Genomic DNA, 16,468 nt, shown 5'->3' on the forward strand with positions numbered 1-16,468 from the left:
ATTAAGCAATATGCCAATTTGAAAATGAAGCAATTTGAAAATTTGAAAAGGATAAAATTTGATAATTAAAATAAGGAAGTTATAACTTTCTAATATTTCGAACTAAATCTTCTAAACCATTTAATTGAAGTTCGTAAACTAAAGCCATTTGTTCGCCTAGTTTACCTTTTGGAAATCCTTTTTGTTTGTACCAAACGAGATAATATTCGGGTAAGTCGATAAGAAAACGTCCTTCGTACTTACCGAAAGGCATTTTTGTATTGGCTAGTTTTATGAGTTCTTGTTGATTGTTCATTTTTAGTTTATCATGAATAATTTAAAATAAAAAAATCAATCATACTAAATAGAAATTTTAACATTAACTCTAATGATTCATCTTTTTTATAAAATCCTAAATAATACTTAGCAGAAAAAACATAAACATTATTTGAAAAATTCCCCTCAATCAATGGTTCAAAAGCTTCCTCATTTGCTAATCTATTTAATCCAGAATCAGTTAAAATTTTAAAGATTTTTTTTTCAAAAATTTCATTTTTACAGGAAATGTTCCAAACTCTGCTTCTTTCATAAAATAGTCTAAAAAAATTATCTCTTGTTGATAAATAAAAGTTTGGTATTCGATTTCCAAACTTTAATTCAAATCTAAATTCAGCCATATTACTATTACCAAACTCAAAAACAACATCAATATCTATTCCAGAGTAATTTATTGTAATTGAATATATTGTTACAGGAAGCTTAGAACCTATTAAACCGTTAACAGTAAAATTTTCTACTTTATATTCACAGTTATATAATTGGGCTAATTCAATAAATTTATTTTCTATCATTAAAATTTATCACTTCCAATTAAAAGTAACTTCTTTTTCAATTTCAGGATGTAAACTTAACAATACAGGACACGTCAAAGCGGCGCGTTCAAGTATCGTTTTGTTTTTATCGGAAGTTGTAATTGACATATTTAAAACCACTTCAATTTTAGCAATTTTTCGTGGTTCGGCTTGCATGATTTTTGTAATCGATACCGTAGAGTCTTTTAAGTCAATATCTAAATCTCTTGATTTTATGCCCATAATGGAAACCATACAACTTCCCAAAGCTGTTGCTACTAAATCGGTTGGTGAAAATGCTTCTCCTTTACCATGGTTATCTGTTGGCGCATCGGTAAGAATTTTAGTACCCGATTGTAAATGCATACAAACGGTTCTTAATTCTCCAACATAAGTAATATTAGCTGTTGGCATTATTCGGCAGTTTTAACAGTATAATCTGTATCGTAGAATTGTATGTAAATCGCTTTGTTAACCCAAGTACCATTTTCATTTACATAATTAAATCCATTTTCAACTCCATCTGTAGAAAACTTTTGAGAAGTTTCTTCAAAATTTTCACTTTGACAAATTCTTAATAAAGTATCAAAAGTTACATCAAAACCTTTAACAACATAATAATTTGGATTCAATTTGTTTGCAGTAACCATTTTTTTTACTGCTACTAACTCTTCAATTGTTTTAGCTTCTTTAGTTACTGAAGGAAATAAAAGCTTTAGTTCAATTAGATTTTGCATTTTGATTTCCTCATAATCTAAAGTATCGTAAATTTCAAAAACAACTAATTGAATATCAAACTCTTCCTTAAGCTTCATCAAGCTTGAAGTAATATTCATTACTTGTCCGGCTTTTTCAGAATCTAATATTACAAAATTCTTTTTCCCTTTTACTAATTGAGTTCTAATTGCATCAATAGTAAATGCGCCTTTTTCATCTGCTGTAGGAAATTTAACTAAAGCATGATTTTTTTGTAAATACTCTTTTGAAGCGTTTTTCTTCTGACTAATTACAGCAACAATATTTCCTTCTTTTGCATACAAATATTGCATTAAGGCTTCATTCAATTGTAGTTGAGAAGGAACAGCATTATATAAATTAGAAATTGGCTTGCTTAATTCTTTCGAGAGTGGAGAAATAACAGGTGTGTTATATTTTGACAAATATTGAGCAGCTGACTCAGCATGAGAATTATAAAAGGGTCCAATTACTGCATCAACCCCAGAAAAATCATTTCTAGAAATAATTTGTGCAATATTAGATGATTTTGGAGAGCTTTCAACATCAATAATTTTCACATTAACAGGCAAACCTAAAGTTTTAGCAGAATCAATCGCAACTAAAGCACCTGAATAAAAATCTAGCGTTAGATTTAAAAATTTACTTGTCTTAATAAAATCTTTAGAAGTTTTTGTAGAATCAGCTTCCATTTTAGCAAGATTGAATGGAAGTAATAATACTAATTCTTTCTTAGTATTGTAATCAATAGTTGCTAATAAATTAGCTTTAGGTTTCGTTGAAGCAAGAGAATCTTTAATAACTAAATTAGTTGGTAATTTTAACAACATACCTTCTCTAACACCTAGTTTTAAATCAGGATTTAAACGCACTAATTCTTCTTCCGTAACATTAAACTGTTTAGTTAGGCTAAATAATGTCTCATTTGGCTTTACAGCATAAAAATTATTTTCAAGATTGTTTACTACTTGAATTTGACTTTGTTGTTTAATTTTTAAAACATCACCAATGTTTATAGCATCTTCAATTTGAGGGTTTAAAGCTTTTAATTCATCTACAGTAATGTTATATTTTCTAGATAAACTATATAAAGTTTCTCCTGTTTTTACAACATGTGTAGAAACTGAACTTGTATTTTTTACTTCTTGAACTTCTACCGTATTTACACCCGAAGTAGGCTTATAAACTTTAGATACAATTAAGTCTTGACCAATTTTTAATCCGTTCTTTTCAACATCCGGATTCCATTCTTTTAAATCGGCAACAGATACACTGTATTGTTTTGCTAAACTGTAAAGAGTTTCTTTTTTAGCAACTTTATGAGTAGTAACTTCTGCAGCTCCATCATCATTAGTTGATGTTGAAGCTGTAGAAATTGCTTTTGGAATCAATAAAGTAGTATTTTCTTTAATTCCTTCTTTAGCATCAGGATTTAAACGATAAATATCAAAAGGTGTTACATTATATTTCTTAGAAATTGAATAAACAGTTTCTCCTTTTTCAATTGTATGTCTTAAATATGGATCTTGCTTTACTGTATTAGCAATACAAGACGAAAAGAATAAAACTAAAAATAAAACTTTTAAAATTCGCATAAATTATTCCCATTCTATGGTTGCAGGTGGTTTTGAACTGATATCATATACCACTCTATTTACACCTTTAACCTTATTAATTATTTCATTTGATACTTTCATTAAGAACTCATATGGCAAATGTACCCAATCTGCAGTCATTCCATCTGTTGATTCAACCGCTCTTAAAGCTACAACTTTTTCATATGTACGTTCATCTCCCATTACTCCCACACTATTTACTGGAAGTAATATTACACCTGCTTGCCAAACTTTATCATACAAACCGTGCTCTTTTAATCCGTTGATGAAAATTGCATCAACCTCTTGCAATATACTAACTTTTTCTGGAGTTATATCACCTAAAATTCGAATTGCCAATCCTGGTCCAGGAAATGGATGTCTTCCTAATAACTCTTCATCTATTCCTAAAGTTCTACCTACTCTTCTTACCTCATCTTTAAACAACATTCGTAATGGCTCTACAACTTGTAACTTCATAAAATCAGGTAATCCTCCTACATTATGATGCGATTTAATCGTTGCAGAAGGTCCGCCAGTTGCCGAAACTGATTCGATAACATCAGGATAAATCGTACCTTGTCCTAACCATTTCACATCAGTTAGTAAATGTGCTTCATCATCAAAAACTTCAATAAACGCTTTTCCAATAGCTTTACGCTTCGCTTCAGGTTCATCTAACCCAGCTAATGCATCCAAAAAGCGTGCCGAAGCATCAACTCCTTTTACATTTAAGCCCATATCTTTGTATTGATGCAATACACTTTCGAACTCATTTTTACGTAACAATCCGTTATTTACGAAAATACAGTATAAGTTATCTCCAATAGCTTTATTCAATAATACTGCAGCCACAGTTGAATCTACTCCACCAGATAAACCTAAAACAACTTTATCGTTACCAATTTTTTGTTTTAATTCTTCAACGATTTCTTCAACAAATGCGCTAGGTGTAAAGTTTTGAGGGACTTTTGCAATTTTAACTAAGAAATTTTCCAACATTTGTTTTCCATCAGTTGAATGGTATACTTCAGGATGGAATTGTATAGCATAAGTTGTTTCACCTTCTATTTTGTAAGCTGCATTTTCTACATCTTTTGTACTCGCAATCATTACACCATTAGTTGGTAATTTCTTGATAGAATCTGAATGCGACATCCAAACTTGGCTGTTATCAGAAACACCTTCTAAAAAAACTTCGTTTTTATCGATGTAAGACAAATTCGCTCTACCATATTCTCTTGTGTTTGAAGCTGCTACTTCTCCACCGGAAAAATGCGCTAAGTACTGTGCTCCATAGCAAACTGCTAATAGAGGCAATTTTCCTCTAATTTGAGATAAATCGGGATGAAGCGCTTCTTCTGAGCGAACTGAACATGGGCTTCCTCCTAATATTACCGCTTTATATGATGATAAATCTGCTGGAATTTTATCGAAAGGGAAAATCTCGCAAAATATATTTAATTCTCTTACTCTACGTGCAATTAATTGCGTGTATTGTGAACCAAAATCTAAAATTAAAACGTTGTGTTGCATTATGTGTTGTGTGTGTTTTTAATATTCAAATTTTCCGTATTCGGAAGTTATTGTTAATTTCTTCTCAGTAGAAGCTTCCACTCTACCTACAATTTGCGCATCGATATTAAACGATTTTGAAATGGCAATTATATCTTGAGCAATTTTTTCGTTTACATATAATTCCATTCTATGTCCGCAATTGAAAACTTGATACATTTCTTTCCAATCCGTTTTTGATTGCTCTTGTATTAATTTAAATAATGGTGGAACCGGAAACAAATTATCTTTTATCACATGAACGTTTTCTACAAAGTGAAGTACTTTTGTTTGCGCACCACCACTACAGTGAACCATTCCGTGAATATCTTGAGAATTGTATTTTTCTAAAATTTTCTTGATAACTGGCGCATACGTTCTTGTAGGAGAAAGTACTAACTTACCTGCATCGATTGGACTATTTTCAACAGCATCAGTCAATTTAGTTTGTCCTGAATACACTAATTCATTTGGCACAGAAACATCGAAACTTTCTGGGTATTTTTCAGCCAAATATTTCGCAAAAACATCATGACGAGCCGACGTTAATCCGTTACTTCCCATTCCGCCATTGTAACCTTTCTCATAAGTTGCTTGACCGAATGAAGCTAAACCAACAATTACATCGCCCGCTTGAATATTTGCATTATCGATAACATCTGAACGTTTCATCCGTGCTGTAACAGTTGAATCGACGATAATTGTACGCACTAAATCACCAACATCAGCAGTTTCTCCACCTGTTGAATGAATCGTAACGCCGTGTTCTTTTAAATCTTCAATTAATTCTTCCGTTCCATTGATAATAGCAGAAATTACTTCACCTGGAACTAAGTTTTTATTACGTCCTATTGTTGAAGACAACAAAATATTATCGGTAGCTCCTACACAAAGTAAATCGTCGATATTCATGATCAACGCGTCTTGTGCAATACCTTTCCAAACTGATACATCTCCGGTTTCTTTCCAGTACATATAAGCCAAAGATGATTTTGTACCCGCACCATCAGCATGCATAATGATACAATACTCTTTGTCGTTTGTTAAGTAATCGGGAATAATTTTGCAGAAAGCTTTAGGGAATAATCCTTTATCGATGTTTTTGATTGCATTATGAACATCTTCCTTTGAAGCGGAAACCCCTCTTAGATTGTAGCGTTTGCTATTTTCAGAGCTCATGAAATAGTGTGTTGTGTTGTGAGCTGCAAAGATAGTTTTTAAAATTAGAATTTAGAAATTAGAATTTAGAAAAGTTAATCAATATTTTCAATAGACTTAAAAGCATCGTAAAAGCACTTTGTATTTAAAAACTCTTGAACAACTTTTTCTATTAAATCTCTTTCAATTCTTTCAACAATAATCATTTCACTTGCCCAAAAATAATTTCCCGACAGACATTCTCTAGATTTTTTGTTTTTTTCTCTTAATGATAATAAATTTTTATAAGTAAAAAATGTTGCCACATAACTAGTTACATTTTCAAAATGCACTATAACATCACTATTATCATCTAATCCATCAACATCTTCAATAATTGAACCTTTATTCTCACTTTCAATCCAAATAGATTTAACAAATTCGTTATTAAACATCAAAAGTCTAAATTTTTACTTTAAAGATTCCATTAGCTAATTCGTTATCGTTATCAGGAAATGTAACCGAATTAGTTTTATATTGTGTGTAGCATTCTTCGTCAAATCTCTCTGTTGAATAAAACAACTTAATTGAATCTTTTTGCATTGTTTCAGGATTATTCAATTTGATATAGATGGTATCATCAACCATATTTTTTTTCTCTAAAACAATATGCATTAATCGACTATCAAAAACTACATTAAAAGGAACATCATTTTCTTCAAAATCTAGAACTAAAACTTGAGTATCTAAGTATATTGAATCTTCAAATACATTTTCTTCTGTTACTTCGTCGATTATATCTAAAAACAATGATGGAGATGCAGGAGCATCTAAATCGTTACAATTATCATTACAACTAACAATTGTTATAGATAAGATTAAAAAGAAAATATATTTTTTCATGAATTATATACTAATTAGATATTGAAAAAGTTTCAGCTTGACAAAAATAGTGATTTTATTTACTTAGAATTTCAATTTCTACTCTACGATTTGCAGCTGCTTGTTCTTCGTTAGCTTCAGGAATAGGATACAATGGTTTTGTGGTTCCAAAACCCGTAACCGAAACTCTTCCTGGCGGAATTCCTTTCCATTGTAAAAATCTTCGAACTTGTTTTGCTCTATCGAGTGATAAATGTCGGCGATCTAAATCAACACAACAAATATGTCCTTGAATTTGAATTTTTAAATTTGGATTGTTTTGCATCACAAACAACAAATCATACAATGCTGTTTGAGATTCGGGAGTTGTTTGGAAGGTGTTTTGAAAGAAGTTAATATTTTTTAATGTGATTTTTGTTCCCACTTTTGCCAACTTCACTTTTTCATGTAGTGGAAGATTATCAGGAATTACAAATTCACCTTCTTCAATACCTAATATTTCATTTTCCTTACTTAAATCGGCTTCTTTTAAATAAAAAATTGAAGCTCTACGATTTTTTGCTTGTACTTTATCTCTTTTGAAATTTTCCCCAAAACCAACCGTTTTAAAATCTTCTCGAATCTTTACTTTTCCATTTACTTTTTCAAAAATATAGTTCACTCTATTTTGAGATAAAGTATCATTAGCTTCAGATGTTCCTACTTCATCCGTAAAACCGTGAATGGCTAATATTTTTGAAGTTGAATTTTCGCTAATCCATTTAGAAAGTCGCTCATTTTCTTTTGTAGAAAGCTCAAATTTTCCAGAATCAAAATAAAATGATGTTGTGTCTTGTGCAAAAGCAACAAAACTAAATGTTAAAAAAAGTATGTATAAAAAATGTTTTCTCATAGATTCTACGAAGTAACGATTTTTTGAGGAAAATTTAAAATTGAAAACTACTTTTCTAAAATTAAAATTTCTACGCGGCGGTTTGCATTTCTTTCGTCTTCATTTTTTTCTGGAATACTATATATTGGTTGTGAACTTCCAAAACTTTTAAAACTCATTCTACTTTTATCAATCCGATTCTTTATTAAGTAATAATAAACTGCTTCAGCTCTTACTCTAGATATCAATTCATGCGGTTCGTTTGGCTGACAGCATATGTGTCCATGAATTTCAATCTTTAAATTAGGGTTTTCTTTCATCACTTGCAATAATTCTGCCAAAATTGGTTTTGACTTGGGAACAAAAATTCCAGAATTATTATAAAAATATAGATTCTTAAGTTTTATTTTATCGCCAATTTTAGATTGCTTTATGATTGAATCTAACTTGTTAACCTTAACATCTTTGGTAAAAATAATTATTGGTTTTGAGGCTTCAGTTAATTCTTCAACATAAAAATTATAATAGATATCTACTCTACGATTTAAATGTTGCTGCTCATTTTGTTCAAAACGTTTACCATATCCATTTACTTCAATTTGACTAATATCAAATTGATTTTCTTTAAATATTTTAAGAATTGAATTAACTCTTTTTAATGATAACGAATCATTATAAGCATAACCACCAACCCAATCACAAAAACCTTCAATTTTAATAATTTTAATATTTGGATATAATTCAATCCAATTTAAAACTTGAGTTTTTTGCTCTTCATTAAATTCATGTTTATTAAAATCGAAATAAAAACTTTGCTTTTCCTGAGCGAAGATTGTAATAGAGAAAAGCAATAAATATAAAATTCTCAACTTCATTAATAATGATTTAAAATAAAACGAATTTACTCACAATTTAGTATAAAAAAATCCCGAGTAATCGGGATTTTAAATTTATAAATTAGATGGAATTATCTTACAAATAATAATTCTCTATATTTTACTAATGTCCACATTTCGTCATCTACTAATAATTCTAGCTTATCGGCATGGTAACGAATTTCTTCAAAGAATGGTTTTACTTTATTACAATACGCTTCTGCCATTTTCTCAACACTTGAAAGGTTGTTTGCTTTTTTACGCTCTTCAATCATAGCTTCTGTTTTACTATTGATTCCTTCAATGTGTTCAGAAATTTCTTTAATCAGCGTCATTTGCTCTTTAGCTAATTTCTCGAAGTCTTTTCCGAAAATTTCTTTCAAGCCTTTAACATTTTCAATTAAAGTGTTTTGATATTTTATAGCTGTTGGAATTACATGGTTACGAGCAATATCACCTAAAACTCTACCTTCAATTTGAATACGTTTTGCATATTCTTCTAATTCAATTTCATAACGTGCTTCAACCTCAACATGATTCATAATGCCTAACTCTTCAAATAAAGCAATTGCTTTTTTAGAAACCTTAGCTTTTAATGCTTCTGGAGTAGTTTTATGATTACTTAAACCGCGTTTTTTAGCTTCTTTTTGCCAATCGTCACTATAACCATCTCCTTCGAAAAGAATATTTTTAGTTTGCTTGATATATTCTCTTAAAACATTGAAAATCGCTTCATCTTTCTTCAATCCCTTTTTCTCAACTAAAGCATCAACTTCTGCTTTAAAATCAATTAATTGCTTAGCAACAATTGCATTTAGAGTTGTCATTGGGTTAGCACAGTTTGCCGTAGAACCCACAGCTCTAAACTCAAATTTATTACCAGTAAATGCAAATGGAGAGGTTCTATTTCTATCTGTATTATCTAATAAAACGTCTGGCAATTTACCAACAACATTTAATTTTAAATCTGTTTTTTCTTCAGGCGATAATTTACCTTTAGAAACACCTTCTAATTCATTTAAAACTTTCGTTAATTGATCACCAATAAACACTGAAATAATTGCTGGCGGTGCTTCGTTTGCTCCAAGTCTATGATCATTACTTGCCGATGCAATTGAAGCTCTCATCAATTCTTCATATGTATAAACAGCCTTAATTGTATTAATGAAGAAAGTCAAAAACTGTAAGTTACTCATTGGCGTTTTCCCAGGACTTAATAAATTAATTCCTGTATCTGTTGCCATTGACCAGTTGTTATGCTTTCCAGAACCGTTTACCCCTTTGAATGGTTTTTCATGTAATAATACTTTTAAATCATGGCGTTCTGCAACTTTTTGCATTACATCCATTAAAAGTGAATTATGGTCTACTGCTAAGTTAGTTTCTTCAAAAATAGGTGCAAGCTCAAATTGTCCTGGAGCAACCTCATTATGACGTGTTTTAACAGGAATACCTAATAACATACATTCGTTTTCTAAATCACGCATGTAGTTTAAGACTCTTGTTGGAATTGACCCAAAATAATGGTCATCTAACTGTTGCCCTTTTGCAGCAGTATGACCTAATAATGTTCTACCAGTAGCATTTAAGTCAGGTCTAGCAGTAGCTAATGCTTTATCAACTAAGAAATATTCTTGTTCCCAACCTAATGTTGGAGTCACTTTTTTAACGTTTTTATCAAAATATTTTGCAACTGCTGTAGCTGCTTCATCAATTGAGTTTAATGCTCTTAATAAAGGAGTTTTATTATCTAAAGCTTCACCTGTATAAGAAACAAAAATTGTAGGAATACACAATGTAGTTCCATATATAAAAGCTGGGGATGTTGGATCCCAAGCTGTATATCCACGAGCTTCGAAAGTATTACGAATTCCTCCATTAGGGAAAGAAGAAGCATCTGGTTCTTGTTGTACTAATTGACTTCCACCAAATTTTTCAACAGGATCACTTCCATCAAAAGAAGTTTCAAAGAAAGCATCATGCTTTTCAGCAGTAGTTCCAGTTAATGGCTGAAACCAGTGTGTATAATGCGTTACTCCTTTAGAAAGTGCCCATTCTTTCATTCCCATCGCAACATACTCTGCAATATTACGGTCGATTTTTGTTCCGTATTGAGTTGCATTTTTTACTGCTTTGTAAGCATCTGGAGTTAAATACTGTCGCATTGTTTTATCGTTAAAAACATTGCTACCAAAAATCACTGATTTTTTGTCTAGTTTTTCAACTAAAACTGTTTTTCTTGTTGCAGTTTCTGCTAATGCTTGAAAGCGAAGTGTTGCCATGAAAATAATTTTTTAAATTAATACCCTTAATTTTTCAGTGCAAATATATAAAAAATCAACGCAATTGACAAAACACCCCTAAAAAAATAGGGTGTAATTTAATTTTTACTATTTTTACATCATGAAAAATGAAAAATTACACATGATTATGCTTGGTTGTACTCCAAAAGGACGTTTAACAGAGCAACACGATATTTTTTTTGGAATTGCACCTACCCTTTCTGAACTTAAAACTGACATGTATGATTTTTGGCCTGAGGCTGAAAAACAAATGCACATTGATGCATGGCAAGAAGTAACTCAAGTAAATGATTATAAAATTGAAGTAATTTCTAGAAATGAATTAATAGAAAACCCCTTAAAATTATTCTTCATTAATTTAGGAGGTTACCAACCAAAACAATTTGAAGAATTTCATCACAAATTATTAATTGTTGCTACTTCTAAAAGTGAAGCCATAAAAAAAGCTAAACAAAGTAGTTTTTATAAAGAATTTAGTTTTAAGGGCGCTACATCACATATTGATGATCAATATGGAGTTGACATTGACGAAATCTACAATATTGAAGAAATACTTGTTGAAAAGTTTAAATCAAAATTTGCCTTAAAGATTTCACCAAATAAAGGTTTGGAAGATGAATTGCATATTGGATACTTAAAAATGAGTAAACTATAATAAAAAAGGCAGTTAATTTAACTGCCTTTTTAAAACCAAACTCCAACCATTATTGTGAAATTTTCACAATATCTTTTTCTTTAATATTATAATAAGTAGTTACAGCATTGTAATCACTAAAATCAATAGCTGTAGCCATTTTATTTCCGTAGTAACCAGGAATCACAACTACTCTAAATATTTGATCAAACTTAAAAGCATCGTTAAGACCAGGTAAATCGTAACCAAACATTGATACTTGAGCATCATATATAGTTGCATCATTTGAATATCCAAAATCAACAGTTCCATCACTAAAATAATACGTTTCTGGTAATAATTTCCATACATCTCCTGCAGAACCATAATCAGCTAATCGATAAACTAAAATCATATCAGAAGTATACGTTGTGTGGGGAAAATCTAAAAATACACTGTATCCATTTCCAGAATGTAAATCCACATTTGTATATTCCCAAACTTCACTTATCGTATCATTATCATATCCATTATCAACAACATAAGTCTCTTCTACTGTACAACTTGTTAGCGATATCATCCCGATAAAAGCTAATATTAGAGTAATTTTTCTCATAACCTTTTGTATTTATAATTTCACTTATTATACCATTACCAATTGTCGTGCCATTTTTTTAAACCAAATAAAGAATACTGATAATAATCATCTTTTATTTCTTTTATAATGAGTAATTTCATACTATAAAATAATTTAATTATGAGACGCCAAAGTATTATAGAATCCGTTATAGATAAACAAAAAGAATTCTTAAAAACACTTGTAAAATCTGTATCACAATATAAAGTTGCTTCCGATATTGATGAAGACGATACCATCGACCCTGAAGATTTTTCACATCAAACTGAAGCAAAAGAAATGCAATTTCGATTAGAAGAGCATTTAAAGGAAGAAGAAATAAAATTATCAAAACTTGAAAAGAGTATTGATAATGAAAAATTATTACGAATAATTATTTCAGAAAAAACAATTTTATTATTAGGAATATCAATTCCTAAATTTGAAATTGATTCAAAAACTTGCATTGGTATTTCTGAAACTGCACCTATATTTCAAAAAATTAACTCCTTAACTATTGGTGATGAATTCAGAATATTACAATCTGATGAAAAAGTACTTTCTATTCTTTAGAATAATTATATAACAAATACCGAAAATATTATAATAAGTCAATAACCATTCACTTATAAATTTGTAGTATAAAAAATTCACATCATGAAAACTACAAAAATTTTAGGAATAGTATTGTTACTAATTGGTTTATACACTGGGTATTTAGGAATGCAAAAAATCAATAATAATTCAGCCGAAATTAAAGCATTGGGAGTCGAATTAGATGTTTCAAATGAAAATGGCAAACAAGAAGGTTTTATATATTTGGGTATAGGAGCTGTACTTGTTTTTGGCGGAGCTTATTTAACAGGAAAAAAATAAAAAAAGCCATTCTAAAGAATGGCTTTTAATTTGTATATAAATATTATTACATATTACGTCTGTACTGACCTCCTACTTCAAATAAAGCTGAAGTAATTTGACCAAGTGAACAAACTTTGGCAGCTTCCATCAATTGTTCAAAAATATTTTCATTTTGAATAGCTGCTGCTTGAATTTTTTCAATTTGAGATTTCACTTGTGCTTCTTTCGCTTTATGTAAATTCTCTAATGTTGAAATTTGAAATTGTTTTTCTTCTTCAGTTGCACGAATTACTTCCGCAGGAATAACCGTTGGCGAACCTTTCGAGCTTAAGAATGTATTTACACCAATAATTGGGAATTCACCTGTATGTTTCAAAGTTTCATAATACAATGATTCTTCTTGGATTTTTGAACGTTGGTACATTGTTTCCATAGCACCCAAAACTCCACCACGTTCCGTGATTCTATCAAATTCAGTTAAAACAGCCTCTTCCACTAAATCGGTTAATTCTTCAATAATAAACGAACCTTGAATTGGATTTTCGTTTTTCGCTAACCCTAATTCTTTATTAATAATTAACTGAATTGCCATTGCACGACGCACCGATTCTTCTGTTGGCGTTGTAATAGCTTCATCATACGCATTAGTATGCAATGAGTTACAATTATCATAAATCGCATATAATGCTTGTAAAGTCGTACGAATGTCGTTGAAATCAATTTCTTGTGCGTGTAATGAACGACCTGAAGTTTGAATGTGATATTTCAACATTTGAGCTCTTTCATTAGCGCCGTATTTATTTTTCAAAGCTTTCGCCCAAATTCTTCTCGCTACACGACCAATTACAGCATATTCTGGATCGATACCATTTGAGAAGAAGAACGATAAGTTTGGACCAAATGCATTGATGTCCATTCCTCTACTTAAATAATACTCTACATACGTAAATCCGTTAGCTAATGTAAAAGCTAATTGCGTAATAGGATTGGCTCCGGCTTCCGCAATGTGATATCCTGAAATTGAAACCGAGTAGAAGTTACGCACATTCTTTTGAATGAAATATTCTTGAACGTCACCCATTAAACGCAGTGCAAACTCCGTAGAGAAAATACACGTATTTTGTGCTTGATCTTCTTTTAAAATATCGGCTTGAACTGTTCCACGTACTTGCGCTAAAGTTTCTGCTTTAATTTTTGCATAAACATCAGCAGGTAAAACTTGGTCACCTGTTAAACCTAAAAGCATTAAACCTAAACCGTCATTTCCTTCTGGTAAAGCTCCATTATAACTAGGACGCGTTAAACCTTTGTCCTCATAAAGTTCCTTTTTCTTTTTCTCAACCTCAGCTTCTAAACCATTTTCTTTGATGTATTTTTCACAATTTTGGTCAATAGCGGCATTCATAAAGAATCCTAACAACATTGGCGCTGGACCATTGATTGTCATGGAAACGGAAGTAGCAGCGTGACTTAAATCGAAACCTGAGTATAATTTCTTCGCGTCATCTAAACAACAAATTGAAACTCCCGCATTACCAATTTTTCCATAAATATCTGGACGTAAGTCAGGGTCATTACCGTATAAAGTAACTGAGTCAAAAGCAGTAGATAAACGTTTTGCCGGCATTCCTAATGAAACATAATGGAAACGTCTATTAGTACGTTCTGGACCACCTTCTCCTGCAAACATACGTGTTGGGTCTTCTCCTTCTCGTTTGAATGGATACAATCCTGATGTAAAAGGAAACTCTCCAGGTACATTTTCTTGTAAACACCAACGCAAAATATCGCCCCAAGCTTGGTATTTTGGTAACGCTACTTTAGGTATTTGTGAATGAGAAAGTGATTCAGTATGTGTTTGAATTTTAATTTCTTTGTCACGGACTTTAAATGAATAGATAGGATTTTTGTATTTGTTTACTTTTTCATCCCAAGTGGTAATTACTTCCCAATTGTATGGGTCTAAATTCATTTTTACACGATCGAATTCTGCTAATAGCATTTTTACAAATTGCTCATCTGCTTTTGCTTTGTTTTCGATTTCAATTCCCGATTTTGTAATTACTGGTAAACTTCCAGTTACTGATTCAATCGTTTTAAAAATTCCGTATAATTTTTGTGCAACTTCAACTTGTGTTACTGCAGTTGCATCGTAATTTCTATTATTTTCTGAAATTTCAGATAAGTATCTTGTTCTATTTGGCGGAATAACAAATACTTTTTCACTCATTTCTTTCGTAATTTCAAAAGTTGAGTTTAAATCGGCATTTGTTTTTTCTACAATCTTATCCATAATCGCTTTGTAAAGCGAGTTCATTCCTGGATCGTTAAATTGAGAAGCAATTGTACCAAAAACAGGCATATCATCAGGATTTTTATCCCAAAGATTATGATTGCGTTGGTATTGCTTCTTAACATCACGAATGGCGTCTAAAGCACCACGCTTATCAAATTTATTAAGCGCTACTAAATCAGCAAAATCTAACATGTCGATTTTCTCTAACTGCGTAGCCGCACCAAATTCTGGTGTCATTACATATAAAGAAGCATCTGAATGATCTAAAATTTCCGTATCAGATTGACCGATACCAGAAGTTTCTAAAATAATTAAATCGTAATTCGCTGCTTTTAAAACTTCAATCGCTTCCTGAACATATTTTGACAATGCAAGATTCGATTGACGAGTTGCTAATGAACGCATGTAAACACGTGAATTGTTGATAGCATTCATACGAATTCTATCCCCTAATAAAGCTCCACCTGTTTTACGTTTTGATGGGTCAACCGAAATTAATCCGATTGTTTTTTCTGGAAAATCGATTAAGAATCGGCGAACTAATTCATCTACTAATGACGACTTACCAGCACCACCCGTTCCTGTAATTCCTAAAACAGGAATATTTTTAGTTTTATTTTCAGCATGAATAGCGTCTAAAACTTCTTTTGCATTTTCAGGAAAATTTTCTGCAGCAGAAATTACACGTGCAATTGCAAATGGATTTTTGTCTTTTAATTGATTTACTTCACCATTTAGATTATCTCCCACAGGAAAATCTGAACGTTGCACTAAATCATTAATCATTCCTTGTAAACCTAATTCACGACCATCATCTGGCGAATAAATCTTAGTAATTCCGTAAGCATGTAACTCTTCAATTTCAGATGGAAGAATTACTCCACCGCCACCTCCAAAAATCTTAATATGACCTGCTCCTTTTTCTTGAAGCAAATCGTACATGTATTTGAAATATTCATTATGACCTCCTTGATACGATGTCATTGCAATCGCATTTGCATCTTCTTGAATAGCGGTATTTACAACTTCTTCCACGCTTCTATCATGTCCAAGATGTATTACTTCACATCCTGTAGATTGAATAATTCTACGCATTATATTGATTGCTGCATCGTGTCCATCGAAAAGTGAAGCTGCTGTTACAATTCTTACTTTATTTTTAGGAATATAAGGTTGTTGTTGTTCCATTTGTAATTTTCTGTAAAATTTGGTGGTGCAATTTACGAATTTAATAAAATTTAAGCTAGACAAATTCTTTAATTTTCATTCCGAAAAAAAAGGCACTATATTTGGTAACTATTGA

The 16,468-nt window shown here is 31.1% G+C and carries 16 protein-coding genes; 3 read left to right on the forward strand and 13 right to left on the reverse strand.

The annotated features are described in order from the left end of the window. Positions 1–79 precede the first annotated feature (79 nt). The 11 genes from KK2020170_RS12340 to KK2020170_RS12390 all read right to left on the reverse strand — a co-directional run bounded on the left by KK2020170_RS12340 (position 80) and on the right by KK2020170_RS12390 (position 10,761). A complete protein-coding gene (locus KK2020170_RS12340) occupies positions 80–295 on the reverse strand; it encodes a DUF3820 family protein (RefSeq protein WP_221258626.1) in 216 nt (71 codons plus the stop codon). Between the two features lie 10 nt (positions 296–305). Further along, the gene (locus KK2020170_RS12345; RefSeq protein WP_221258627.1) at positions 306–830 is read right to left on the reverse strand and encodes a hypothetical protein; all 525 of its coding nucleotides are present in this window, start codon (positions 828–830) and stop codon (positions 306–308) included. A 9-nt stretch (positions 831–839) separates the two neighbouring features. Beyond that, on the reverse strand, positions 840–1,244 hold the full coding sequence (locus tag KK2020170_RS12350; protein ID WP_221258628.1) for an OsmC family protein: 405 nt from the start codon (positions 1,242–1,244) through the stop codon (positions 840–842). Continuing rightward, positions 1,244–3,160: a LysM peptidoglycan-binding domain-containing protein gene (locus tag KK2020170_RS12355; protein ID WP_221258629.1), complete on the reverse strand. Its 1,917-nt coding sequence runs from the start codon at positions 3,158–3,160 to the stop codon at positions 1,244–1,246. Before KK2020170_RS12355 ends, KK2020170_RS12350 begins: the two co-directional genes overlap by 1 nt. A 3-nt stretch (positions 3,161–3,163) precedes the next feature. Next, complete coding sequence (gene guaA, locus KK2020170_RS12360) at positions 3,164–4,696, reverse strand: glutamine-hydrolyzing GMP synthase (protein ID WP_221258630.1); 1,533 nt, start codon at positions 4,694–4,696, stop codon at positions 3,164–3,166. An 18-nt stretch (positions 4,697–4,714) separates the two neighbouring features. Beyond that, positions 4,715–5,893: an AIR synthase related protein gene (locus KK2020170_RS12365; RefSeq protein WP_221258631.1), complete on the reverse strand. Its 1,179-nt coding sequence runs from the start codon at positions 5,891–5,893 to the stop codon at positions 4,715–4,717. Positions 5,894–5,967: 74 nt separating this feature from the next. Beyond that, positions 5,968–6,306: a hypothetical protein gene (locus tag KK2020170_RS12370; protein ID WP_221258632.1), complete on the reverse strand. Its 339-nt coding sequence runs from the start codon at positions 6,304–6,306 to the stop codon at positions 5,968–5,970. Between the two features lie 7 nt (positions 6,307–6,313). Continuing rightward, positions 6,314–6,754, reverse strand: a complete 441-nt coding sequence (locus tag KK2020170_RS12375; RefSeq protein WP_221258633.1) for a hypothetical protein — start codon at positions 6,752–6,754, stop codon at positions 6,314–6,316. A gap of 55 nt (positions 6,755–6,809) precedes the next feature. Next, positions 6,810–7,625, reverse strand: coding sequence for an OmpA family protein (locus tag KK2020170_RS12380; RefSeq protein WP_221258634.1), 816 nt, complete (start codon positions 7,623–7,625; stop codon positions 6,810–6,812). Between the two features lie 47 nt (positions 7,626–7,672). Then, complete coding sequence (locus KK2020170_RS12385) at positions 7,673–8,479, reverse strand: OmpA family protein (protein ID WP_221258635.1); 807 nt, start codon at positions 8,477–8,479, stop codon at positions 7,673–7,675. Between the two features lie 92 nt (positions 8,480–8,571). Beyond that, positions 8,572–10,761 carry a glutamine synthetase III family protein gene (locus KK2020170_RS12390; protein WP_221258636.1) on the reverse strand — a complete coding sequence of 730 codons (2,190 nt, stop codon included), beginning with the start codon at positions 10,759–10,761 and terminating at the stop codon, positions 8,572–8,574. Positions 10,762–10,882: 121 nt separating this feature from the next. Between KK2020170_RS12390 and KK2020170_RS12395 the strand changes: the two genes are divergently transcribed. Continuing rightward, the gene (locus tag KK2020170_RS12395; RefSeq protein WP_221258637.1) at positions 10,883–11,437 is read left to right on the forward strand and encodes a DUF1543 domain-containing protein; all 555 of its coding nucleotides are present in this window, start codon (positions 10,883–10,885) and stop codon (positions 11,435–11,437) included. 49 nt (positions 11,438–11,486) lie between these two features. Here KK2020170_RS12395 and KK2020170_RS12400 read toward each other — a convergent pair whose 3' ends face one another. Further along, positions 11,487–12,011: a hypothetical protein gene (locus tag KK2020170_RS12400; protein ID WP_221258638.1), complete on the reverse strand. Its 525-nt coding sequence runs from the start codon at positions 12,009–12,011 to the stop codon at positions 11,487–11,489. Positions 12,012–12,152: 141 nt separating this feature from the next. Between KK2020170_RS12400 and KK2020170_RS12405 the strand changes: the two genes are divergently transcribed. Beyond that, positions 12,153–12,584 (forward strand): hypothetical protein, encoded by a 432-nt coding sequence (locus KK2020170_RS12405; protein WP_221258639.1) that lies wholly within the window; start codon positions 12,153–12,155, stop codon positions 12,582–12,584. Between the two features lie 84 nt (positions 12,585–12,668). Beyond that, a complete protein-coding gene (locus tag KK2020170_RS12410) occupies positions 12,669–12,887 on the forward strand; it encodes a hypothetical protein (protein WP_221258640.1) in 219 nt (72 codons plus the stop codon). A 46-nt stretch (positions 12,888–12,933) separates the two neighbouring features. Here KK2020170_RS12410 and KK2020170_RS12415 read toward each other — a convergent pair whose 3' ends face one another. Next, complete coding sequence (locus KK2020170_RS12415) at positions 12,934–16,353, reverse strand: methylmalonyl-CoA mutase family protein (protein WP_221258641.1); 3,420 nt, start codon at positions 16,351–16,353, stop codon at positions 12,934–12,936. Positions 16,354–16,468 lie beyond the last annotated feature (115 nt).

This window comes from Flavobacterium okayamense, assembly GCF_019702945.1.
GTDB classification, from domain to species: Bacteria; Bacteroidota; Bacteroidia; order Flavobacteriales; family Flavobacteriaceae; genus Flavobacterium; species Flavobacterium okayamense.

What these genes read in the sequence shown, in the direction of transcription:
- KK2020170_RS12395 (WP_221258637.1), top strand. Translation starts at nt 10,883, where the DNA reads ATGAAAAATGAAAAATTACACATGATTATGCTTGGTTGTACTCCAAAA.
- KK2020170_RS12405 (WP_221258639.1), top strand. Translation starts at nt 12,153, where the DNA reads ATGAGACGCCAAAGTATTATAGAATCCGTTATAGATAAACAAAAAGAA.
- KK2020170_RS12345 (WP_221258627.1), bottom strand. Translation starts at nt 830, where the DNA reads ATGATAGAAAATAAATTTATTGAATTAGCCCAATTATATAACTGTGAA.
- KK2020170_RS12380 (WP_221258634.1), bottom strand. Translation starts at nt 7,625, where the DNA reads ATGAGAAAACATTTTTTATACATACTTTTTTTAACATTTAGTTTTGTT.
- KK2020170_RS12365 (WP_221258631.1), bottom strand. Translation starts at nt 5,893, where the DNA reads ATGAGCTCTGAAAATAGCAAACGCTACAATCTAAGAGGGGTTTCCGCT.
- KK2020170_RS12355 (WP_221258629.1), bottom strand. Translation starts at nt 3,160, where the DNA reads ATGCGAATTTTAAAAGTTTTATTTTTAGTTTTATTCTTTTCGTCTTGT.
- KK2020170_RS12350 (WP_221258628.1), bottom strand. Translation starts at nt 1,244, where the DNA reads ATGCCAACAGCTAATATTACTTATGTTGGAGAATTAAGAACCGTTTGT.
- KK2020170_RS12375 (WP_221258633.1), bottom strand. Translation starts at nt 6,754, where the DNA reads ATGAAAAAATATATTTTCTTTTTAATCTTATCTATAACAATTGTTAGT.
- KK2020170_RS12385 (WP_221258635.1), bottom strand. Translation starts at nt 8,479, where the DNA reads ATGAAGTTGAGAATTTTATATTTATTGCTTTTCTCTATTACAATCTTC.
- KK2020170_RS12340 (WP_221258626.1), bottom strand. Translation starts at nt 295, where the DNA reads ATGAACAATCAACAAGAACTCATAAAACTAGCCAATACAAAAATGCCT.
- KK2020170_RS12400 (WP_221258638.1), bottom strand. Translation starts at nt 12,011, where the DNA reads ATGAGAAAAATTACTCTAATATTAGCTTTTATCGGGATGATATCGCTA.
- KK2020170_RS12390 (WP_221258636.1), bottom strand. Translation starts at nt 10,761, where the DNA reads ATGGCAACACTTCGCTTTCAAGCATTAGCAGAAACTGCAACAAGAAAA.
- KK2020170_RS12370 (WP_221258632.1), bottom strand. Translation starts at nt 6,306, where the DNA reads ATGTTTAATAACGAATTTGTTAAATCTATTTGGATTGAAAGTGAGAAT.
- KK2020170_RS12410 (WP_221258640.1), top strand. Translation starts at nt 12,669, where the DNA reads ATGAAAACTACAAAAATTTTAGGAATAGTATTGTTACTAATTGGTTTA.
- guaA (WP_221258630.1), bottom strand. Translation starts at nt 4,696, where the DNA reads ATGCAACACAACGTTTTAATTTTAGATTTTGGTTCACAATACACGCAA.
- KK2020170_RS12415 (WP_221258641.1), bottom strand. Translation starts at nt 16,353, where the DNA reads ATGGAACAACAACAACCTTATATTCCTAAAAATAAAGTAAGAATTGTA.